Here is a 23096-nt window from a genome sequence, read left to right as displayed (position 1 = left end):
GCGATGCCCTGGTTCAACCTCATACGTCGGCACGACCGTCACCAACCCGATGACGGAAGGCCGGATGACGGGAGGGACGAGACGCCTCGTCCTTTTCCGACGGTCTCCACCTTCCTCGGCATGGCAGCCGTGCTGTTCGTGCTGTGGCTGCTGGCCTCAGCCCTTCCGCGCCTGTTCCCGAAGAGCGAGCACCCGGCGCCGTCCAACATTACCGACACTGGAGCCACCAAATGAGCCCGTCGAAATCCGTGAGCATCATGGACACGCGCATTCTGTGGCCCGCTATCGACGGTTCCTTCAGAAAACTGAACCCGCGCACTTTGATGCGAAACCCGGTGATGTTCGTCGTCGCCGTCGTCTCGGCACTTACCACCGTGCTGTTCGTCAAGGACCTCGTCACCGGCGGCGGCGATCTTGGCTTCACGCTGCAGATCATCATCTGGCTGTGGTTCACAGTGCTTTTCGCCAATTTCGCCGAAGCGGTGGCCGAAGGCCGCGGCAAGGCGCAGGCTGACTCGCTGCGCCGGGCGCGAACCGAGACTCAGGCCAAGCTGTTGAACGGCGGCGACCCCCGCAAGTTCAAACTGGTGCCCGGCACCAGCCTGAAGGTCGGCGACATCGTGCTTGTCGAAGCCGGCGACATCATCCCCTCGGACGGCGAGGTGGTCGAAGGCGTGGCGTCGGTCAACGAGGCGGCGATCACCGGCGAATCCGCACCGGTCATCCGCGAATCCGGAGGCGATCGTTCGGCGGTGACTGGCGGCACGCAGGTCTTGTCGGACTGGATCCGCGTGCGCATCACTGCGGCTGCCGGCCATACGTTCCTCGACCGCATGATCTCGTTGGTCGAGGGCGCCGAGCGCCAGAAGACACCCAACGAGATCGCGCTCAACATCCTGCTCGTCGGCATGACGCTGATCTTCGTGCTAGCGACGGCGACGATCCCGAGCTTCGCCTCGTATTCGGGCGGCTATATCTCGGTGACCGTGCTGGTCGCCCTGTTCGTTACCCTGATCCCGAGCACAATTGGCGCCCTGCTGTCGGCGATCGGCATTGCCGGCATGGACCGCCTGGTGCGCTTCAACGTGCTAGCAATGTCGGGCCGCGCCGTCGAGGCGGCCGGCGATGTCGACACGCTGCTGCTCGACAAGACCGGAACCATCACCCTGGGCAACCGTCAGGCGACGGCATTTCGTCCGGTCAAGGGCGTCACCGAACAGGAACTGGCCGACGCGGCCCAGCTTGCCTCGCTTGCCGACGAAACGCCGGAAGGCCGCTCGATCGTCGTGCTGGCGAAGGAAAAATACGCCATCCGCGCCCGCGATATGGCAAGCCTGCACGCGACTTTCGTGCCCTTCACCGCGCAAAGCCGCATGAGCGGCGTCGATCTGGAAGGCTCCTCGGTCCGCAAGGGCGCAGTCGATGCGGTGCTTGCCCACGTCAACCTCTCGACCGTTGCCACAGGCAGTACGCGCCCCGGCAGCGACACCGTCCGCGACCTTCAGGCGATCGCCGACGAGATCGCCAAATCGGGTGGCACCCCACTGGCGGTCGAGCGCGACGGGCGCCTGCTCGGCGTCGTCCATCTGAAGGACATCATCAAGGGCGGCATCGCAGAACGTTTTGCCGAGTTGCGTCGCATGGGCATCCGCACGGTGATGATCACTGGCGATAATCCGATGACCGCGGCTGCGATTGCGGCGGAAGCCGGTGTCGACGACTTCCTTGCTCAGGCGACGCCCGAGGACAAGTTGAAGCTGATCCGCGACGAGCAGGCCAAAGGCAAGCTGGTCGCGATGTGCGGCGATGGCACCAACGATGCGCCGGCCCTTGCGCAGGCCGATGTCGGCGTTGCCATGAACACCGGCACGGTCGCGGCGCGCGAGGCCGGCAATATGGTCGATCTCGACAGCGATCCGACCAAGCTGATCGAGATCGTCGAAATCGGCAAGGCGCTGCTGATGACGCGCGGGTCGCTGACCACCTTCTCCATCGCCAACGACGTGGCCAAGTATTTTGCCATTATCCCGGCAATATTCGCCGTCTTCTACATCGCCCCGGGCCAGACTGCCGGGCCGCTGCAAGCGCTCAACGTCATGCATCTGGCAACGCCGCAGAGCGCCATTCTCTCGGCCATCATCTTCAACGCACTGATCATCATCGCGCTGATCCCGCTGTCGCTAAGGGGCGTCAAATACCGCCCGGTCGGCGCCGGTGCGCTGCTCAGCCGCAATCTCATTGTCTATGGCCTCGGCGGCGTCGTCGTCCCCTTCGTCGGCATCAAGGTGATCGACATGGCCATCACTGCTCTCGGTCTCGCATAAGGAACCACGTCGATGCTCAATCAAATCCGGCCCGCGATCGTCATGATCGTCTTCTTCACCGTTCTGACGGGTTTGGTCTATCCGATCGGCATGACCGGCATTGCCCAGGCGCTGTTTTCGCGCCAGGCCAATGGCAGCCTGATCGAGAAGGACGGCAAGCTCGTCGGTTCCGAGCTGATCGGCCAGGCTTTCGCGAGCGACCGCTATTTCCATGGCCGCCCGTCGGCTGCCGGCGACGGCTACAATGCCGCCGCCTCGGGCGGCTCGAATCTCGGCCCGACCAACCCGAAGCTCATCGACCGCATCAAGAGCGACGCCGAAAAGCTGAGAGCAGAAAACCCGAACCAGCCGGTGCCGATGGATCTGGTCACCACGTCCGGCAGCGGGCTTGATCCGCATATCAGCCCCGATGCGGCCTATTTTCAGATTGCCAGGGTGGCCAAGGCCAGGGGCGTCGATGAATCCAGGATCAAATCGCTTGTCGACGGCCATGTCGAGGATCGCGAATTGGGATTCATCGGCGAGCCGGTGGTCAATGTGCTGGCCCTCAACCTTGCGCTGGACGATGCGATGAAACAGTGAAGGACCGGCGCCGGGATCGACACCGAAGCCGGCACCGTTCATGATTGACCCTTATGCCAGACGACAGCCGCACCGCCGAAACCAGGCCCTCTCCCGACGCGCTGCTCGAGCATGCCGAGCGGGAGGAGCGCGGTCGCCTGAGGATATTTCTCGGCGCCGCCCCCGGCGTCGGCAAGACCTTCGAGATGCTGATGTCGGGCCGCGCCAGGCTGGCCGACGGGGTCGACGTGGTGATCGGCATCGTCGAGACGCACGGCCGCAAGGAGACGCAGACGCTGGTCGAAGGCTACGAGGTCATTCCTCGCCTTGAGATCGACTACAAGGGGCGGCTCCTCGAGGAGATGAACCTCGACGCCATCCTCGCCCGGCGCCCGGCGCTCGTCCTCGTCGACGAGCTTGCCCATACGAACGCGCCAGGTAGCCGTCACCCCAAGCGCTACCTCGACGTCCAGGAAATCCTGACGCACGGCATCGATGTCTACACGACGCTGAACATCCAGCACGTCGAGAGCCTGAACGATGTCGTGGCGCAGATCACCCGCGTCAGGGTGCGGGAAACTGTCCCCGACTCCATAATCGACCAGGCCGACGACATCGAGATCATCGACCTCACCCCCGACGACCTGATCAAGCGGCTTGAGGAAGGCAAGGTCTACATCCCCAGCACCGCTCAGCGCGCCATCGAGAACTACTTCTCGCCGGGCAACCTGACGGCGCTTAGGGAACTGGCGTTGCGCCGCACCGCCCAGCGTGTCGACGAGCAGTTGCTCAACCATATGCAGGCCCACGCCATTCCGGGGCCGTGGGCGGCCAGCGAGCGTGTCCTGGTCTGGGTCGATGAGGATCCACGCAGCGCGTCGCTTGTGCGCTATGCCCGCCGCCAGGCAGAGCGGCTGCGCGCCTCGTGGCTGGCGCTCTATGTCGAGACGCCGCGCTCAACCGGCCTGTCCGAGCAGGATCGCGACAGGCTGGCATCGACGCTTAGACTTGCTGAACAATTGGGCGGCGTTGCCGTCACTATTCCCGGCCACGATATCGCTTCCGACATCCTGCGTTACGCGGCGGCCAACAACGTCACCCACATCATCACCGGCAAGCCGCGCAAGCCGCGCTGGCGGCAGTTGTTTGACGGCTCCGTCACTTATGACCTGATACGCGATGCCGGCAAGATCAGCATTCACGTCGTCTCCGGCGACGCCCAGGCGCAAGTCGCGCCGTCGCGGGGGCTGACCCCCGCTCAACCACCGCGCCTCGACATCAGGCCCTGTCTGATTGTCGTCTTCTATGTTGTGGCAGGGCTGTTGTTCGGCGAATTGCTGTCGCGCGTGCTGGATGTGCGCAACATCGCTCTCGTCTTTCTCATGGCTGTGCTGGCGTCGGCGGTCACGGCCGGGCTTTGGCCGGCGATATTCGCTTCCGTTCTCAGCGCCGTGGTTTTCAATTTCTTCTTCCTCGATCCGCTCTACACGCTGAATATCAGCGACCCTGAAAGCGCCGTCGCACTCGGCTTCTTCTTTTGCGTGGCGATCATCGCCAGCAATTTGACGGCTCGGGTGCAGCGCCAGGTCGTGGCGGCACAATCCCGCGCCCGCACTACCGAGGATCTTTATTTGTTCTCCAAGAAACTGGCAGGAACGGGCACGCTCGACGACGTTCTCTGGGCGACTGCCTTCCAGATCGCCTCGATGCTGAAGCTGCGTGTGGTGCTGCTTCTGCCGGAGAACGGCACGATTGCGGTCAAGGCCGGCTATCCACCCGACGACACGCTGGCCGAGGCAGACATTGCCGCGGCGCGCTGGGCGTGGGAGCATAACCGCGCCGCCGGACGCGGCGCCGACACGCTGCCGGGCGCAAAACGCCTCTATCTGCCCTTACGGACCGGACGCACGGCGGTCGGCGTCGTCGGCCTCGACAACGACAAGCAAGGTCCGCTGCTGACACCCGAGCAGCAGCGTCTGCTCGATGCGCTCGCCGACCAGGCGGCGGTCGCCATCGAGCGCATCCAGCTCGTCGCCGATGTCGACCGGGCCAAGCTTGCGGCCGAGGCAGACCGTCTGCGCTCGGCCCTGCTCACCTCCATTTCACACGATCTGAAAACGCCGCTTGCCGCCGTCATGGGAGCGGCCGGAACGCTCAGGGACTTCGAGGCCGCACTTCCCGAGCAGGACCGGGCGGACCTGCTGTCGACCGTGCTCGATGAAGCGGAGAGGCTGAACCGCTTCATCGCCAATCTGCTCGACATGACCAAAATCGAATCCGGCACGATGGAGCCGAATTATGCGTTCCACTATGTCGGCGACATTGTCGGCTCAGCCCTGCATCGGGCCCGCAAAATCGTCGGCGAGCACAAGACCGAGATCGATATTCCATCGGATCTGCCGATGTTGCGGGTCGACCCCGTTCTGTTCGAACAGGTGCTGTTCAACCTCCTCGACAATGCTGCAAAATACGCGCCGCCAGGTTCGACGATCCGCCTGCAGGGCTGGCTAGACAATGGCTTCGTCATCCTGCAGATCATGGATGAAGGACCAGGCATTCCGCCAGCCGATCTGGAGCGCGTTTTCGATACATTCTATCGGGTACGTAAGGGCGACCAGGTGCGTGCCGGCACAGGGCTCGGCTTATCGATCTGCCGCGGCTTCATCGAAGCGATGGGCGGCACCATCTCAGCGGCAAACAGGACCGACCGTACCGGTGCGGTTTTCACCATCAGGATGCCGCTGCCGGCAGAACTGCCTGATCTCGGTGAAACCACTGCAGACGATCAACACACGGACCACCTGGCATGACGAGCCTGGACGTCAGGATATTGGTGGTCGACGACGAACCGCCGATCCGAAAACTGCTTCGCGTCGGGCTCGGCAGCCAAGGCTATGCCATCAGCGAGGCGCCGAACGCCAGGGTGGCGATCGAACTCATGGAAGCGGAAAACCCGGACCTTGTGCTGCTCGATCTCGGCCTGCCCGGCATGAGCGGGCATGAGCTGCTGCGCAAATGGCGGGATGATGGCCTGGACATTCCCGTGGTTATTCTTTCCAGCCGCACTGATGAGGCCGGCATCGTCTCGGCCCTCGAACTCGGCGCCGATGACTATGTCACCAAGCCATTCGGTATGAACGAGCTTGTCGCACGCATCCGCGTCGCGCTTCGGCACAAGTTCCAGCAGCAGGGTGAGAGGCCGGTGTTCCAAACCGGCGACCTCTCGGTCGATCTGGTGAAGCGCATCGTCAAGGTCGAGGACAGGGAGATAAAGCTCTCGCCGAAGGAGTACGACATTCTTCGCACCTTGGTGCAGCACGCCGGCAAGGTTCTCACCCACCAGTTCCTGCTGAAGCAGGTCTGGGGCGACTCCACCGACGTTCAATATCTCAGGGTCTACGTCCGGCAGATCAGGCAAAAGATCGAAAAAATGCCCGACCAGCCCCGCTATATCACCACCGAGACCGGAGTCGGATACCGGCTGCGCGAAGTCGATTGACGCGACGAGCATCCGAAGCCGAAATGCCTCTTCCAATCCGCTTCAAATCAGCGGCGGCCATGGTGTCGCCGGACAAAAGCCCTATATTAAGGGAAGATTGGTTTTGTGCGGGAATGATCGAATGCCACGGCTTCGCCTATTGCAGTCTTTTGGGTCGGCAATGCTGACTGCGGCGATGCTGTCGGGCGTAAATCCGGCTGCATCGGCACAGGTCGTCAGTCCGGCCGACCGCAACGTGTTGATCCAGCAAGACCAGTTGCAGATGTTGGAGAACAGGCTGCGGCGGCAGCAATACCAGCAGCAGCAACAGCAGTACCGTGCCCAGGATCGCCAAATCCCAATACCGCAACGGCCGGAGGTGCCGCAGATGAGGCCAACTTGCCAGTTGCTGCCGTCGGGGAGCGGCTTTGTCAGCACCTGCCGCTGACGACCGGGCCCTTTCATTTATTTAGCCGACTTATATACTGGGGAAGCCGCTCCGCTTGCGCCCCTTGAAAGCGGCAGACTTTGCAACGCTGCCCTTGCCGTCTGGGCACCGCCTCGACTGGATTATCGAATGGCAGCCAGCAAGAAGAAGGTCGTACGCAAGACAAGGAAGGGCGACGGGGTTCATCAGGTCGCGGCGATTCCCTTTCGGCTGAACGAGCACGGCGATGTCGAGGTCATGCTGGTCACATCGCGAACGACGAGGCGCTTCATCGTACCGAAGGGCTGGCCGATGAAGGGCAAGAGCGGCCGCAAGGCAGCCACCATCGAAGCACAGGAAGAAGCCGGTGTTCTCGGCAAAACACTGAAACAGCCGGCCGGCACCTACCACTACTGGAAGCGGCTGACGAACCGCTTCGTTCGCGTCGACGTCGTCGTCTATTTGCTTGAGGTAACCGAGGAACTTGCCAATTGGCAGGAAGCCAAGAGACGGCAGCGGGCATGGCTGACGCCGACCGACGCGGCATTGCTGATCGACGAGCCGGATCTTTCGACGCTGGTGAGGAACATCGGGATTCCCGAGGTGGAGCATAATCCCGAAAAGCAGAATCCGGTTCTCGGAAAAGATCACGCCCAATAGAAGATGGAGCCCCGCCCCGGCTGTGTCGGGATGGAATTGGTTCCAGCGCCCGCCGCCGTCTCTTGGACCAATGCCTCACTGATTGCCATCGTCTTCCTCGGCCAGAGGCCGCGCCGGCGTGCCGGTATAGGCCCACAGCCATTCGCGCGGCAGCGGCCCCTTGTTGCGGTCGCTTTCCTGCGACTGTTCCCATGCATGGGCGAGGATGCCGACCGAGCGCGACAGCACGAAAAGGCCTCGCGTCAAAGGCGGCGGGAAGCCGAGCTCGCCGTAGATGACGGCCGTGGCACCATCGATATTGAGCGGGATTTTTTTGCGCTTGCGCCGCGCAACCTCGGCCTCGACCCTCTCGGCGATGTCGGCGAAGCGCCCGCTGACGACGCCGCGCGCGGCAAAGTCGCGGGTCAGCTCGATGAGGCGGGGCGCCCGCGGGTCGACCGGGTGGAAGCGATGGCCGAGCCCCGGCACATAACCGTCTTCCCCAGCAAGGAAATGATCAACCCGCAGTGACACGGCGTCCGTGAGGGGCACGCCGGCGTCCAGTTCGGCGGCGATGTCGCCGTAGAAGGAAAGCGCCTGTTCGCCGGCGCCGCCATGCACATCGCCAAGCACGTTGATGGCAGAGGCCATGGCGCTGTTGATGCCGACGCCGCAGGTTATCGCCATGCGGGCGATGGCGATCGACGGCGCCTGCGGCCCATGGTCGACGGCAGCACCCAGCGCGATGCCAAGCAGCGCCGCCTGCTCCTCGCTCGGCAGTTCGCCGCGCAGCATCAGCCAGATCATTGCCGGAAAGCTGACGCGGCCTATCAGATCCTGGATTTCATAGCCGCGCAGCCGGATGACGCCGGGGCGCATCTCTATGATGCCGGTCTGCCACCATTCCTCGCCGCGCGCACGGCCAGTCTTGTTCTCCGTGTCGCTCATGCCTTCTTTTCCGTGCCGCTCATGCCTTCGCTCTTTTCTTGGCGCGTGGCGGCAGGCCGGCAAAAACCTCGTCCATATGCTCGCCGAGCTTCGGCGGCGGCCTGCTCGGCAAGGGTGCCTCGCCATCAACCATGAAGCCGCCTCGCACCACGGTTAGCGGCCGGTCCATCCCGGACACAGCCTGGAAGCGCGCCGTCATGCCGCGCTCGATCACCTGTCGCTCCTGCAGTACCTGCGGGATCGTCAGCACCCGGCCTGCCGGCACGCCGGCGCGATTGAACGTCTCCTCCCAGGCGGCGGCAGAGCCGCTCGCCAGGGCGTCCTCGATCAGCGCCTTCAAGGCGATGCGGTTCTGCTTGCGCGTTTCGCGCTCGGCAAAGCGGACATCCGAGGCCAGCTCCGGCCGGCCGATCAATCGGCAGAGCGCGACGAACTGCTCCTGCTTGTTGGCGGCGATGTTGAGCAAGCCGTCGCCGGTGCGAAACGCGCCAGACGGTGCGGCCGTCATGTTTTCATTGCCCATCGGCTGCGGCTCGATATCCGCCGTCAGATAGTTCGACACCGGCCAGCCGAGCGCAGAAAGCGTGCATTCGAGCATCGAGACGTCGAGGAACGCGCCCTCGCCTGTCGTCTTCTGCCTGACCAGCGCGGCGGTAATGGCGAACGCCCCGACCAGCCCGCCAAGCGTATCGGCGACGGGATAGCCGACACGCAGCGGCGCCGTTTCCGGTGTACCGGTGATGCTCATAATGCCGGAAAGACCCTGGATGATCTGGTCGTAGGCTGGATTGTCGCGCATCGGCCCGGTCTGGCCGAAGCCCGATATCGCACAATAGACAAGGCTTGGCCGGACCTCTTTCAGCCTGGCATGGCCAAGCCCCAGCCGGTCCATTACGCCGGGCCGGAAATTCTCGACCAGCGCGTCGGCCGAAGCGACCAGATCGAGGAAGCGTTCGCGGTCGGCCTCCTGCTTGAGATCGAGCGCCACCGAGCGTTTGCCGGCATTCTGCGCCAGGAACGAAGCGCCCATGCCCGCCCGGTTGAGCTCCGGAGAGGCGCCGAGCTGGCGCGCCAGATCGCCGCCTTGCGGCGTCTCGACCTTGATGATGTCGGCCCCGAGCAACGCCAGCTGGTAGGCGCAATAGGGGCCGGCCAGCACATTGGTCAGGTCAAGGATGCGGATGCCGGAAAGCAGGTCTGTCATGACGTCACGAACAGCTCAGGCATCGCCCGGCACGTGCTCCGGTCCGCGCACGCGCCTGTGCTCGATGTAGGCCCAGATATGCGGTCCGACCAGCCCGATGAAGGCCAGCGTCAGCAGCGTCAGCGACAGCGGATGCTTGTAGAACACCGTCCAATCGCCGTTGGAGATGGTCATCGCGCGGCGGAACTGCGTTTCGGCAAGCGGCCCGAGAATCATGCCGATGATGACCGGCGCGGTCGGGAAATCGAAACGCCGCATCAGGAAACCGGCGGCACCGAGCAGATAGAGGATGACGAGGTCGATCGGCGATTGCGAGATGCCGTAGGTGCCGACCGTGGCAAACACCAGAATGCCGGCATAGAGCTGCGGCGCCGGGATCTTCAGCAATCGCACCCAAAGCCCGATCAGCGGCAGGTTCAGGACGACGAGGATGACATTGGCGATGAACAAGCTGGCGATCAGCCCCCACACCAGGTCGGCCTGCGTCGTCAAAAGCAGCGGCCCCGGATTGATGCCGTAGCTCTGAAATGCCGACAGCATGATCGCGGCCGTCGCCGAGGTCGGCAGCCCGAGCGTCAGCATCGGCACCAGCACGCCGGCGGCGGATGCATTATTGGCCGCTTCCGGCCCGGCAACGCCCTCGATGGCGCCGACCGTGCCGAACTCCTCCTTGTGTCTGGAGAGTTTCTTCTCGATCGCATAGGACAGGAAGGTCGGGATTTCGGCGCCGCCGGCCGGCATGGCGCCGATCGGGAAGCCGATCAGGGCGCCGCGCAGCCATGGCCTCCACGAACGCGACCATTCGGCCGCGGTCATGTAGAGCGACCCTTTCAACGGCACGATGTCGTCCTTGCCGGCATAGCGGCGCGAGGCCATGTAAAGCGTCTCGCCAACGGCGAACAGGCCAACCGCGACGACGATGACGTCGACGCCGTCCAACAATTCGCTCATGCCGAAGGTGAAGCGCGGCTGCCCCGTCTGCAGATCGACGCCTATCATGCCGACGACGAAGCCGACGAACAGGCTGGTCAGGCCGCGCACCGACGACGAGCCGAGCACCGCCGAAACCGTGATGAAGGCCAGCACCATCAGCGAGAAATATTCGGCCGGGCCGAAGGCCAGCGCGAATTTGACGACGATCGGCGCCAGAAAGGCAACGCCGATCGTGCCTAGCGTGCCGGCGACGAAGGAGCCGATCGCCGAGGTCGCCAGAGCCGCGCCGCCGCGGCCGGAGCGGGCCATCCTGTTGCCCTCGAGCGCGGTGACGATGGTGGCGCTTTCGCCAGGCGTGTTGAGCAGGATCGATGTCGTCGAGCCGCCATACATGGCGCCGTAGTAGATGCCGGCAAACAGGATGAAGGATGCCTCCGGCGCCACCTGATAGGTGATCGGCAACAGCAGCGCGATGGTCAGTGCCGGTCCGAGGCCGGGCAGCACGCCGATCGCAGTCCCCAGCGTGGTGCCGACCAGGCACCATATGAGGTTGATCGGTGAGAAGGCGACGGAAAATCCGTGCGCGAGATGGCCGAGCGTTTCCATGGCGTCAGCCCCTCAGCATGGCGCCGGCGCACAGACCCGCGCCATCGCCTCACGGAACTCCAGCCTTGCAACTTGTGGCTCCATGGCCGCGACCTCAGCTTGCGCCAGCCGGCAGCGGCGGCAGCCAGGTGTCGCCGGTCCAGCCCTTTTCGTCGTAGTCCGCCATGCAGGTGTCGACCAGTTCCTCCATCGCCTTCAGGCGCCCGCCGCGCTCAGCGCCCTTCAGCACCTGCAGCCGCACCTCTTCCGGCGCGCCGGCATAGTTGAGTTCATAAAGCGCGTGGCGGCCGCCGAACTCGGTGCCGGTGGCGTCCCACAGCAGCTTCATGATCTTGATGCGCTCGATATGGCCCATGTCGTTGGAGCCGCGCACATATTGCGCGAGATACTTGTCGATCTGCGGATTGTTGAAATCGCGCACCGATGACGGCAGGTAGATCAGCCCCGAAGCGATAACCCGACGCACCGTATCGATGACGCGCGGATAGGCCTCCGACATGAAAGTGCGATAGGCGAGCGCCGCCTCGAGATTGGGCAGCACGGCGCCGTTCGCCCACGGGATCGGGTTGTAGGCCATGGCATTGGAAAAGCTCCAGAACATGTGCCGCAGCGCAATTACTTCGCCAAGCGCCGCCTGGTTGCCGCGGAAGGCATCGCCGCCTGTGGCGCGCAGCGCCTTCGCCAGCAGGCCGGCGAGGAAGTCGAGCTTGACGGCGAAGCGCGTGCAGCCCTGGAAGCAGTAGCCATGCATGAACCCCGACGCCGGATGGAAGGATAGGATTTTCTGCGCGTCGCGCAGCACCAGCACGTCCTCCCAGGGGACGAAGACATTGTCGAGCACCAGGATCGCGTCGTTCTCGTCGAAGCGCGACGACAGCGGATAGTCGAAGGGTGCCGCCACCGTGTTGGCCGTCTGCTCGTAGGAGACGCGGCAGAACATCTTGATCCCCGGCGCGTTCATTGGCACGATGAACATCACCGACAGCGACGGATCCTCGGTCACCGTCGCCGAACTCTGCGCCAGAAAATTATAGTGGGTCAGCGCCGAGGACGTCGCCACCACCTTGGCGCCGGAGACATAGATGCCGGCGTCGGTCTCTTTGGTGATGTGGACGAAGACGTCCTTCACTTGTTCGGCCGGCTTGTGGCGGTCGATCGGCGGGTTGACGATGGCGTGGTTCATGAACAGCGCCGCTTCCTGGGCGCGTTTGTGCCAGGCGAGCGCATTGTCCTTGAACGGGCCGTACCACTCGGCATTGGCGCCGAGCGTGTTCATAAGTGCTGCCTTGTAATCGGGCGTGCGCCCCATCCAGCCATAGGACATGCGCGACCACTCGGCGATCGCCGTCTGCTGGGCGACAAGCTCGGCCGAAGACTTGGCGACGCGGAAATATTTATGGGTGTAGCCGCCCGAGCCGGTGTCGGTCGGCGAGGTCAAAATTTCCCGCCGCTTGGCATCATGCATTGCGTCGTAGAGCCGTGCCAGCGACCGCGCCGAATTGCGCATCGAAGGGTGCGTGGTGACGTCGGCAATGCGTTCGCCGTTGATATAGACCTCGCGGCCGTCGCGCAGGCTCGCGAGATACTCGGCCCCGGTGAACGGGCGCCCCTTGTCGGCACGGAAATCTTCCGATCGCATCTTGATCCTCCCTTTATGGTCCAGACTAGTCCGATGTGGTGGAATGGTTTATGGACGAAAGCGCAAAACCGCTTGGACTTTTTCGGGTAGTCAATGAACCAGACCGCCATTCCCGAATTCTTCGTCTACGGCGAGCCGGCGCGCGCACTCGACGTCGGATTCCTGCATGTCGAGACGGTTCTTGCGCGCGCGTTCGTGCATCGCGGCCAGGTTCTCGCGCACAAGCACCCGCAAATGGCGCAGGTCACCTTCTGGACCGGCGGCAGCGGCACCTACCGGATCGAGGACGAAGCCTGGAGTTTTTCGACGCCGACCGTAAGCTTCATGCCGAGCGGCGTCGTCCACGGCTTCAGCACCGAACCTGGCAGCGACGCCATCGTCGTCTCGGTCGCCGATGCGGCACTTGCGGCGATTGCCGAGCAGTCCGCGCTGCCGCTCGATCAGCCGGTCTTCGTCACCGGACGCGGTGAAACGGCCCTTTGGGAAAGGTTGGGTGATACGGTCAGGATGATCCAGGCGGAATACGCCGACAGGTTGCCCGGTATGGAGAAAATCCTGCCGCCGCTGATCGCCGTGGCATTGTCGGGCATCGCCCGCCTCGATGCGCAGTCGCATGCTGTCGAGGTGCCGGCAACGGTGGCGCTGGGCGGCCGGCTGCGGCGGCTCATCGACCGGCACTTTCGCGACGACTGGCCGGTCGAGCGCTATGTCGCCGCGCTCGGCACCACGCGCCATCTGCTCGACAAGGCAGCGCGGCAGGTGCTAGGCGCGGGCGTACGCCAGGCGGTCGGCGAGCGGCGGCTGGTCGAAGCCAAGCGCCTGCTGCTGTTCACGGTGCGCCCGGTCGAAGACATCGCCTATGAGACCGGGTTCAACGACCCGGCCTATTTCTCGCGCTTCTTCCGCGCCGCCGTCGGCCTGTCGCCGGCGGCGTGGCGGCGCAAACGACTGGGGAGTGAGTAGCGAATAGTGAGCCGGGTGGTCGCGCGAATTACCGAATGCGCTTCAGGAACCTACTCACTCCGCCGCGGACATTTTCGGCATAACTTCGATGATGATACTGAGGCTGCCATGCAGGCTGGCTGCGCGCCCTCTCTTCGCCCGTCTGGGCCGGGCGGCTTTGCCTCAGCCGAAACCACGTGCCCGCCTTTGGCGAGATTGAAGAGGGCCTCTATTCCGCATGCTGCGAGAACGGTCTCGGCACCGTCAAAAGCACGCTCGCGGGCCTCCACAAGCAACAGTTTCAGCGGCCAACAGGCCAGGAGACCAACGCAATGAGGGAGACGATAAAGGCCTGAAAGGTTTCTTCGGCACGTCCGCTGGGAGAACTGTTCCTCTGTCTCGCCCGCGTGGCCATTGCGATAATGGTTCGGGAGCTCGGTGTGTAGGAACTCTTTGAATGGCAGGCCGAAACTTCGATGATAAGAAGCGTTGCCCGCGCGGGATCAACGGCCTGTCGCCGGCCCAACGCCACGCCGTGCGCCAGGAGCGGAGCGTGCCGCTGGTCACCGAGCTCGAGCGCTGGATGATCGAGACGCGCGACAAGCTCTCGCGCGGACACGATCTGACCAAGGCCTTCAACGACATGCTGCGCCGCTGGTCATCCTTCACCCGGTTCCTCGACGATGGGCACATTTGCCTATCGAACAATGCAGCCGAGCGAGCCCTGCGCGGCATCGCTCTCGGCAGAAAGTCCTGGCTGTTCTGCGGTTCCGATCGCGGCGGACAGCGCGCTGCCGTTGCAGATAGCCACTTGCGTTCATGTGTCCTCTCCTTCGCGTCAATTGCGACGGAGAGAGCCTAAGCTATGCCGATCCAGCTACCGCTATGTTGAGGAAAGTGTCCGTAAAAACTTGCTCACTCGGCATAGTTCGGCGGTCGGCATAAACCTGCAAACTCAATGGCGTCGAGCCACTCGGCTATCTCGCCGACGTACTCACCAGGATCGTCAACGGCCATCCGAACAGCCAGATCGACGACCTGCTGCCTTGGGCCTACATCCGGGCGCCCGAGCTAAAGGCCGTGGCCTGAGAACAGCGCTCTGATGTCCGCTGTAAAGGTTTGGAACGCAGGAGGTCGCCCGATCCGAGGAACGGCTGATCATTCTGATAGTCGCGCATGGGTGGAGGCGGAACTGAAGGACGTCGGTGATCAAGCTCTGATGCGCGGGTTGGCTACCGCATTCCCGATTGTGCGTCCGGGGCTGTTCCTATCTTACTGCGGGCGTCGGCCATTGCCGGCCACAAAGCGTCTGACGGGCATTCCCCTGCCGGGCTTCCTTGGGATTAGCGATGGGGCGACAACCATGCATTCATGGCCGAGCGATCGGATCAACCGATAGAGACCATAGCCGGTCGGGCCGGCCTCCTAGCAGAAATACACCCGATCGAACTTGGCGGCAACCCGCTGGATAACGCGGCGCATGCTCTCATCCGATGCGTCGACCTCGCCGAAGAAGCGAACCTCTCCTCCCCGGCCAGCCTCCGAAATCGCGATGGCGTTCCTCAGCTTTGCAACATCGATTCCTACAAATGCTTCCCTATAATCCGACACGGCTCGTCCTCCTGTGATGAGGATCGGCTCGGTCCGCCCGAGCAACTCTCGGACGCGCAGTGTAGGGCGAGCCACCTCACCGACAGAGGCGGACATACGGTCTTACGAGAGAAAGGCGATCCGGGGCGCTTGCATTGTTGCGAAGCACTACCGTCCAAGACGGTATCTACGATCGCGGGGATCTATTCGACATAACCCTGTTTCTCCAGCCCGATCAAGAACCGTCATGCGGTCGCCGGGTTGAGGGAATATGCTAACGCGACTTCGGACAGACCCGCTCGGATCTAAGACTGGAAAGCCTGTCCAGCATTGGCATCGCCTCGCACATCGGACTCATTGGAGGCTCCGATTCAGATGAACAGGGTCGGGACTTCTCGCTTGAAGATGCGGTCGGCCGGCTCGGTTCCCAAATACTCCCTCGCAGCCTTGTGCCCGGAAAACACCGCGGCTTGAATGATCCCTGGCGCGACCGCGTCGCCGATTGTCGTGTGCGGAACGCCGGCCTGGGAAAGCGAGGTGGAGAGATCGTCTTGAGGAAGTCTTGACGTAACACTCAGCAAGGCCGTTGCCGGAATGCGGGGCAACGGTTCGTAGGTATCCGACCGCTTGATATACAGCGCACCGTCCTTCCACTCGACGGCCGTTGTGTTCGGGTACATCTTGACGCCGGCGGCGATCAGGGAGCTGAGCACGCGAGGCTGTTCCAGTGTGTAGCCCATCCAGCCGGCGATCGACGGCAAAGGACAAACCAGGTGAATCTCGTGACCTTTCGCCGCGAGGTGTTCGGCAAGGACATTGGCCATGTAGTAGTGGTCATCGTCATAGATCACCACCGGACCGGACAGACTGTCGCCATCCAGGATGCTATCGGGCGTGAAAGCGTGGCCAGCAAAACCTGGTATCGGCGTATACCGGGTGCGGCCAAGCCCGTCGTCCCTCCAGCACGATCCAGTGGCCACAAATATGTGGTCCGCGCCGAATTCGCAGGCAATTTCGGGTGTGATCTCGCTACCGAGGAAGAGTTCGACATTGGGCATCTGCTGCATCTGATAGAGACGGTAGTCGCGGACCCGGCTCCAGGCCGACAAACCTTTCAGCCTGCTTTCCTTGCTCACGCGTCCACCCATCTCTTGCGACTTATCGGCGATTGTCACCTGATGGCCAGCGCGCGCTAAGGTGAAGGCACAGTCCAGCCCGGCCGGTCCACCACCGATGACAAGGAGGGTTTTGCTTTCCTGTGCTTTAGGAACGCGTTCGGGATGCCAACCCCGCCGCCATTCCTCGCTCATCGTAGGGTTCTGTGTGCAACGGAGCGGGATCGAGTACGCGTCGGAGGCCACGCAGATGTTGCAACCGATGCACTCCCTGATCTCGTCCACCCGTCCTTCGCGGATTTTATTGGGAAGGAAGGGATCTGCGATAGAAGGCCGCGCACCACCAATCAAATCGAGGATGCCGCGACGGATCTGGCTCACCATGGCGTCGGGAGACGTGAAACGGCCAACGCCGACGACTGGCTTGGTGGTCACCGTCTTCACAAAACTCGTGAACTCTTCCTGGAAGCCTTCCGGGTCAAATCGGGACGTACCGGAGTCCCGGCTCCAGCCGGCAACGTTGACGTCCCAGAGATCCGGGATCTCCGCCAGGAGCTCGACGACGTCGCGTCCTTCGCCGGTACTCAATATAGCTTTGGGCCCGGTGAGTTCATGCACCGCAAAACGAATGGCGACGGCTATATCGTCGCCCGCCTCTTCCTTGGCCTCCTCCAGGACCTCGCGTAGCAGCCGAACCCGGTTGGCGAAGCTCCCGCCATATTCATCCGTTCGGTGGTTATAGGCCGGGGTCAGGAAGTGCCAAAGAATCGACGCGTCGTGAGCGGCGTAGACATAGACGATGTCGTAGTTCGCCTGTTTCGCCCTTCGAACTGCGGCGCGATAGTTCTCGCGCAGCAATTTGATGTCGCTTTTGTCCATGGCTTTGCTTTGGACCGGGACGTCAGGCTTGAGAACGGGAAGACTGGATGGGCCGAGAACCGGATAGCCATTCGCCAGGCCCCGTGAACGCATGCCACTGTGACCAATCTCGATGGCCGAAAGCGCGCCATGCTCGCGGATCTTCTCGGTCAACCGTGCATGGCTCCTGACGTCGACCTCATCCCAAAATTTCTCAATCGGCAGGTTCGAGATATCGGATGACGGGTCAATCTCGGAAAGCTGCATACAGACGGTGCCCCACCCGCCTTCCGCCTTCATCGCCCGCATACCGATGGAGCCATTGGGCATGAGGGGGGAATGGCCCGTCGCGTGTGGCACAGCGAAGAACCGATTCGGCGCGACCTTCGGCCCAATCTTGACGGGTTCAAACAGAACCGAATAGCGAGCATCGATCGGGGTGGCGTGTATCGTCATTGTAGTGCCTTCGTGACAATGCCCCGAGCGACCCAATCGTCGAATATTCCAAGCACCGTTTCAGCAAACAGCGCGTCGTTTATGTGCGCGTCGATCTCGGTCAATTCCACAGGATGCCGTATCGCTGAGCGCATTTCGTCGAAGAAAGCCGCCAATCCAACCGGGTCGTGGGCGGGTTGCCCCTCACGGTCCCATTCCTCGATACCTAGAATTGGCAGGATCACATGCACGGGGGCCTGGGCCTTGCCCAAACGGTGTCCGATCTCACGGGCGGTCTCCCTCCGCTCCTCCGCGGTCAACGCCGCGGAGGAAATCAAACGATTATGCGCGTGGTAGGGTCTGTCGGCGAAGCGGGCAGGGATATCCTGCCAACTGGGAAAGTCTACCAGATCGACGCAGCCCGGTGCTACGAGTTGTGGGATCTTGTTCTGTCCGGCTGAAAGAAGACGGTTCTTGCCACCGTTGATGATGGAGCCGACCAGAAGATTTCCGAGTTCGGGAAGCGCGAAATCCATGACGGCGCAGAAATATCCCTGCGCGGCCAAAGTTTCGAAAGCCATGCCGCCCATGCCCGTGGCATGAAACACGGCGAGTTCGAATCCTCGCTCCTCCAAGGGACCCTTGAGTAGTTTCATGTAGGAAAGGCACGAGCTACCGAGGCTCATCATGCCGATGATGGGACGATCCCGCTTCGGAGTTTCGACCGATTGCGCTGCCCCCAAAACCGCGCCCGCAGCCTGGCTTAGAGATGACTTGCATATCGAGTTCAGCCCAAAGAGGCCTCCCGCCCAGAGGATCATCTGGATATCGGGTGCAAGTCTGTCCGCGGGGACGAGGGGAGAATACGCGACTGTTGAAATGACGTATTTTGGCACGCCGAGTGGTAAAGCACGAGCGCAGTCGAGAGCTAGGTCGGTTCCCATAGTGCCGCCCATGGCAATCATGCCGTCGATCTTGCCTTCCGCGTGCAGCCTCGCTGTCAGGATTGACGCGCCGCGCGCCATGATCTGCATCGCGGTGTTCTCGTCGCCGGACGCGATCGCCGTCTGGATCGACGCCCCGGCAGCCTCGGCGACATCGTGCTTGCTGACGTTGGTCGGCCGCATGGAACCGCCGAGAACGCTTACGTCCATCGTGAGCGCTCGGCCGCCCTGTGCGACAATCCTGTCAGCGAGATAGATCAGTTCGTCCGACTTCGTATCGAACGTACCGATAACAAGGATCGTCTTCGTTTCTTTCATTGTCATGGTTCCCACTCTTTTTTTTTTTTTTGGTTAGTCGGTCTCAGCCACGCATCCGCTCTCCCTGCGGGTCATAGAAAGGCTGAAGCTGGACATGGATCGGATAGCGTTTGCCTGCAATCTGGACCTCGAAATCACCCTCTTCGAGCCATGCCTTCGAGACGCCCTCTTCACGATGGAGGCTCGCAAGCCCCACCATTTTGCCAACGCGGAAGCCCCATCCTCCCGAAGTCACGTGACCGACAAGGTCGTCGCCTTTCCAGACCGGCTCGTTGTGCACGAGATGAGCACCTGTCCTTCCCAGACCATTGACGGCGATCGATACAGTTCTGAAGCGCGTGGCTGCACCACCTGCCTTCTGGGCTGCGAGAGGGGCTCTGCCGATAAATTCGCTCTTGTTGAGATCGACTGCAAATCCGAGGCCGGTTTCGTAAGGTGTGTCGTCCTCGGTGATGTCATGCCCAAAGTGCCTGAACGCCTTTTCTAGGCGGCAACTTCCCATGGCGAACATTCCCATATGTCGTAAGCCCAGTGGCGTCCCGACTGCCAGAATGTTCTCGTAGACACCGTGCGTGAACTCGGTTGAAATCAGCAACTCATATCCAAGTTCTCCAACAAACGATCGCCTGATGACCCAGACCCGTGCATGGCCCAGGTCGATTTCCCTCGCCGCCCCAAACGGAAACTTCTCGTTGCTGAGATCGTCCGTGGTCAGGGCAGAGAGTATTTCGCGAGATTTCGGGCCATGGATCGTCAGCAGCGCGTATGATGCAGTCGCGTCGAATATTTCGAAACGCCAATCCGGGTCTGTGTGCATTTCAAGCCAGGCGCGGTCGCGAACCTGGCTGGGGTGGCCCGTGACCACGAGGAATTTCTGTGGGCCGATCCGCGTGACAGTCACGTCGGCTTCGATGCCGCCACGGTGATTGAGAAATTGGGTGTAGACGGAGATTCCGACCGCCACGTCCATCTGGGCGCCGCAGACCCTGTTCAACATGGCGACGGCGTCGGGTCCCTGCACCAGGAGTTTCGCATACATGGACTGGTCAAGGAGTACCGCCGCATCCCGGGCGGCGGCACATTCTTCGGCCACCAGGGAAGACCAGTATTGCTCGCCGACCGAAGGTTTGTCCTGCCACCCCATGCCGGACGGGTCGTAGTACATTGGAATTTCCCAGCCGATGCGCTCGGCGAAAACAGCGTTTTGCGATTTCAGCCTGTCGTGCAGTGGTACCCGACGTACTCCGCGTGCCGTTTGGATCTGGCGGCCGGCCCAATGGATACCGTAATGGAAGCCGACGGACTCGCCGACCCTGTCGGCATTGTATGTCGAGTTGGATTGAAAGGGATGGGCGCGAGAAGCTAGCATGGAATTCATGCTGCGGCTCGGGTATCCGTCGATCAGCCACTCCGCCATCGTCAAGCCGACGCCACCGGAATTCAGGATGCCGTTGGAATTCATGCCGGCGGCAATGAACAGACCCGGCATTTCTGGCGAGGGCCCAAGATAAGGGCGCCCGTCAGGCGTGAAGCTTTCGGGACCGTTGAAAAACGTTTTGATCCCCATCTCGGCAAGCGCCGGCATGCGGGCGAAGATCGTCTCAAGCATCGGTTCGGTATGTTCCATGTCGAATGGAAGTTCGTCGAACTCGAAGCCGTCTGGAATGCCCTCTTTGCCCCAAGCCTTGCCCAGGGCTTCGAAACCACCGATCAACAGCTTGCCCGCGTCCTCCTTCCAGTATGTCCGTTCTTCGCCGACGACAAGACAGGGCAGGGTGCGCGGCAGGCCGGCAATCGGTTCGGTGACGATGTAGAAATGCTCCGCCGCATGAAGGGGCACAGTCACCCCATGTGCCTTGGCAAAACGGCTTGTCCACATCCCGCCGGCGAGAATGACTTTTTCGGTGGCGATCACACCTTGATCGGTTTCGACCCCGATCACCCGGCCGTCCTTCGTTAGAATTCTTGTGGCCGACGTGTTCTCAAAGATCAGCGCCCCATTGCTGCGGGCGCCGCGGGCCATCGCCTGGGTGACGTCCAGGGGATTGACCTGACCGTTGGAGGGAACGAAGAAACCGCCCTGGACACCTCTATAGTCCACCAGGGGCCAGATTTTTTCCAGTTCAGGGATCGAGAGTATGTGGCTTTCGATTTCCATTCGTCCGGCATGGTCATGGTTGCGCAGCAACTGGTCCATCCGGATATCCGACAATGCGAGATGCAGCGTGCCGTTCTGCTTGTAGCCCGTTGCTTGTCCCGTCTCACTTTCGAGTTCCGTAAAGAGCCGAGCAGTGTATTTCGAGAGCGCGGTCTGCGAGCCAGACTCACGCAACTGCCCGACGATGCCTGCCGCATGCCATGTCGTCCCACTTGCGAGCTGTTTACGCTCCAAGAGCACCGCACCCGCCAGGCCGCGTTTCGCAAGATGGTAGAGGGACGATATTCCGATGATGCCGCCGCCGATGACAACTGCAGGAGCTCGTTCTGGGAGTGTCCTTGGGGATCTGTTTTCGCTCATCAGAGTTGAATCCACGCTGACTTGAGATTGAGGAATTTTTCGAGAGCATGCGGCGACTTGTCGTGACCGTTGCCAGACTGCCCGACGCCACCGAGCGGCACGGTGATGTCCGGCCCTCCATATGTGTTGACGTGGACGACGCCGGCCCTGATCGCCCTTACCATGCGATGGGCGCGCGAGAGGTTGGACGTCCAGACGCCGGATGCCAGCCCGTAGATTGTGGAGTTTGCGATCCGAACCGCGGCGGCCTCGTCCTCAAAGGGCGTGATCGCAAGCACCGGGCCGAACACTTCTTCCTGGGCAATGACGGAGTCTGGAGCGACTTGGTCAAACACCGTCGGCGCCATGAAGAACCCCCCTGTTTCCTCGCGGATTCGGGTACCGCCGGTAAGCAGCGAGGCGCCTTCGGCCTTGGCCCTTGTCACAAATTCAAGGTTCTTGGAGAGTTGGTCACCACTTACAATCGCTCCCGCCTCGGTATTTAGATCGAGGGGATCGCCCAACCGCATTTTCGAGGCGAACTCGGTCACTTTGCGAGCGAAATCACCGTGGATGGCGCGCTCCACAAGCAAGCGGGAGCCGGCCACACAAACCTGACCCGAATTACGGAATATGCCGTAGGCTGCCATCTTGGCTGCCTGATCGAGATCCGGTGCGTCCGCGAACACTATGTTCGGCGACTTGCCTCCGAGTTCAAGATAGACGCGCTTGAGGTTGGATCTGGCGGAGTATTCAAGCAGCTTCCGACCTACCGCACCTGACCCCGTGAAAGCCAAGACATCGACGTCGTTGTGAAGTCCCAGCGCCGCACCGACAACCGACCCCTGACCGGTGACCACATTGAAAACGCCGGGCGGCAGGCCCGCTTCTGAACAAATCTCTGCCAGACGCAGCAAAGTCAGTGATGCTACCTCAGCCGGCTTTACGACAACCGAATTTCCGGCTGCCAGCGCAGGGGCGATTTTCCATGCTCCGATCATCATCGGGAAATTCCACGGAACAATCACGCCCACGATGCCGACAGGCTCATGGTGGATCAAGCCAAGAACCGACCCAGTGGTCGGGGCGATCTCGCCGTAGACCTTGTCGATTAACTCGCCGTAGTAGCGGAACGTGTTTGCCGCGCTTCCAGGCTCTGCCTTGATCGCCATGGATATTTCGGTGCCGTTGTCGCGGACCCCGAGCACGGCAAGTTCCAACGCATTCTTTTCGATAAGATCGGCAATGCGGTGCATCACCTTTTTGCGTTCGGCCGGAGCGGCCTTCGACCATGATCCACGGTCGAAACTCGCCCTCGCACTCGCCACCGCCAGGTCGATGTCATTTTCTTCGGCTTCTGCGAGGCGCGTAAGGATCGTCCCATCAAGTGGCGATACCACGTCACGGGTTCCGCCTTTCAGGGCCTTGCACGTTTTTCCGTCGATGAAAAGCCCTTGCTCCGGAACTGAAAGCCCCCGAAGCTGGTCGATCTGGATTTGATCCATTGATTGTCCTTACGGTCGGTTCCGAGTCGTTCTCAGGCACGCTGGATCGGAATGGTGTCGCGGGCCGCCTTCAGCGGTCAGATACACCGAGCCAGCGGACCGGCGTTTTGAGGCAATTTCATTCGGATTTCCC

The 23096-nt window shown here is 62.0% G+C and carries 16 protein-coding genes and 3 pseudogenes; 10 read left to right on the top strand and 9 right to left on the bottom strand.

What is annotated here, in order from left to right; translation table 11 throughout:
• The first annotated feature begins 3 nt into the window (after positions 1–3).
• The 7 genes from NKH21_RS08805 to NKH21_RS08775 all read left to right on the top strand — a co-directional run bounded on the left by NKH21_RS08805 (position 4) and on the right by NKH21_RS08775 (position 7450).
• Positions 4–234, top strand: coding sequence for a hypothetical protein (locus NKH21_RS08805; RefSeq protein WP_352665612.1), 231 nt, complete (start codon positions 4–6; stop codon positions 232–234).
• Positions 231–2324: a potassium-transporting ATPase subunit KdpB gene (gene kdpB / locus NKH21_RS08800; protein WP_352864278.1), complete on the top strand. Its 2094-nt coding sequence runs from the start codon at positions 231–233 to the stop codon at positions 2322–2324. The genes NKH21_RS08805 and kdpB overlap by 4 nt, the downstream gene beginning before the upstream one ends.
• 12 nt (positions 2325–2336) lie before the next feature.
• Entirely contained in the window at positions 2337–2906 is a 570-nt protein-coding gene (kdpC, locus tag NKH21_RS08795; protein ID WP_352665616.1) for a potassium-transporting ATPase subunit KdpC, read from the top strand.
• Between the two features lie 53 nt (positions 2907–2959).
• Positions 2960–5695: a DUF4118 domain-containing protein gene (locus NKH21_RS08790; RefSeq protein WP_352864275.1), complete on the top strand. Its 2736-nt coding sequence runs from the start codon at positions 2960–2962 to the stop codon at positions 5693–5695.
• On the top strand, positions 5692–6384 hold the full coding sequence (locus NKH21_RS08785; RefSeq protein ID WP_352864273.1) for a response regulator transcription factor: 693 nt from the start codon (positions 5692–5694) through the stop codon (positions 6382–6384). Before NKH21_RS08790 ends, NKH21_RS08785 begins: the two co-directional genes overlap by 4 nt.
• Before the next feature lie 160 nt (positions 6385–6544).
• Entirely contained in the window at positions 6545–6811 is a 267-nt protein-coding gene (locus tag NKH21_RS08780) for a hypothetical protein (protein ID WP_352665619.1), read from the top strand.
• Between the two features lie 129 nt (positions 6812–6940).
• A complete protein-coding gene (locus NKH21_RS08775) occupies positions 6941–7450 on the top strand; it encodes an NUDIX hydrolase (protein WP_352864270.1) in 510 nt (169 codons plus the stop codon).
• A gap of 75 nt (positions 7451–7525) precedes the next feature.
• Here NKH21_RS08775 and NKH21_RS08770 read toward each other — a convergent pair whose 3' ends face one another.
• From NKH21_RS08770 to NKH21_RS08755, 4 genes are all read right to left on the bottom strand, one after another.
• Positions 7526–8377, bottom strand: a complete 852-nt coding sequence (locus NKH21_RS08770) for a citryl-CoA lyase (protein WP_352665621.1) — start codon at positions 8375–8377, stop codon at positions 7526–7528.
• Between the two features lie 19 nt (positions 8378–8396).
• A complete protein-coding gene (locus NKH21_RS08765; RefSeq protein ID WP_352665622.1) occupies positions 8397–9581 on the bottom strand; it encodes a CaiB/BaiF CoA transferase family protein in 1185 nt (394 codons plus the stop codon).
• A 15-nt stretch (positions 9582–9596) separates the two neighbouring features.
• A complete protein-coding gene (locus tag NKH21_RS08760) occupies positions 9597–11120 on the bottom strand; it encodes a tripartite tricarboxylate transporter permease (RefSeq protein WP_352665623.1) in 1524 nt (507 codons plus the stop codon).
• 94 nt (positions 11121–11214) lie between these two features.
• Positions 11215–12759 (bottom strand): 4-hydroxyphenylacetate 3-hydroxylase N-terminal domain-containing protein, encoded by a 1545-nt coding sequence (locus NKH21_RS08755; RefSeq protein WP_352864265.1) that lies wholly within the window; start codon positions 12757–12759, stop codon positions 11215–11217.
• A 93-nt stretch (positions 12760–12852) separates the two neighbouring features.
• On the opposite strand from NKH21_RS08755, the gene NKH21_RS08750 reads away from it, so the two are divergent.
• From NKH21_RS08750 to NKH21_RS08740, 3 genes and pseudogenes are all read left to right on the top strand, one after another.
• Positions 12853–13722, top strand: coding sequence for a helix-turn-helix domain-containing protein (locus tag NKH21_RS08750; protein WP_352864263.1), 870 nt, complete (start codon positions 12853–12855; stop codon positions 13720–13722).
• A 475-nt stretch (positions 13723–14197) separates the two neighbouring features.
• Positions 14198–14497, top strand: a pseudogene (locus NKH21_RS08745) (IS66 family transposase); the annotation flags it as partial.
• Positions 14498–14646: 149 nt separating this feature from the next.
• Positions 14647–14790: pseudogene (locus NKH21_RS08740) on the top strand (transposase domain-containing protein); the annotation flags it as partial.
• A 237-nt stretch (positions 14791–15027) separates the two neighbouring features.
• Here the strand turns inward: NKH21_RS08740 and NKH21_RS08735 are convergent.
• The 5 genes and pseudogenes from NKH21_RS08735 to NKH21_RS08715 form a co-directional block, all read right to left on the bottom strand.
• A pseudogene (locus NKH21_RS08735) lies at positions 15028–15312 on the bottom strand (IS110 family transposase); the annotation flags it as partial.
• 350 nt (positions 15313–15662) lie between these two features.
• The gene (locus NKH21_RS08730) at positions 15663–17720 is read right to left on the bottom strand and encodes an oxidoreductase (RefSeq protein ID WP_352864260.1); all 2058 of its coding nucleotides are present in this window, start codon (positions 17718–17720) and stop codon (positions 15663–15665) included.
• A complete protein-coding gene (locus NKH21_RS08725) occupies positions 17717–18961 on the bottom strand; it encodes a Tm-1-like ATP-binding domain-containing protein (protein ID WP_352864257.1) in 1245 nt (414 codons plus the stop codon). Before NKH21_RS08725 ends, NKH21_RS08730 begins: the two co-directional genes overlap by 4 nt.
• 43 nt (positions 18962–19004) lie before the next feature.
• The gene (locus tag NKH21_RS08720) at positions 19005–21479 is read right to left on the bottom strand and encodes an FAD-dependent oxidoreductase (RefSeq protein ID WP_352864255.1); all 2475 of its coding nucleotides are present in this window, start codon (positions 21477–21479) and stop codon (positions 19005–19007) included.
• Positions 21479–22963 (bottom strand): aldehyde dehydrogenase, encoded by a 1485-nt coding sequence (locus tag NKH21_RS08715; protein ID WP_352864252.1) that lies wholly within the window; start codon positions 22961–22963, stop codon positions 21479–21481. The genes NKH21_RS08720 and NKH21_RS08715 overlap by 1 nt, the downstream gene beginning before the upstream one ends.
• Positions 22964–23096: the final 133 nt, after the last annotated feature.

The sequence above is a fragment of the Mesorhizobium sp. M1329 genome, from assembly GCF_040318035.1.
Taxonomy (GTDB): Bacteria; Pseudomonadota; Alphaproteobacteria; order Rhizobiales; family Rhizobiaceae; genus Mesorhizobium.
This window is presented reverse-complemented; position numbering and strand designations above follow the sequence as displayed.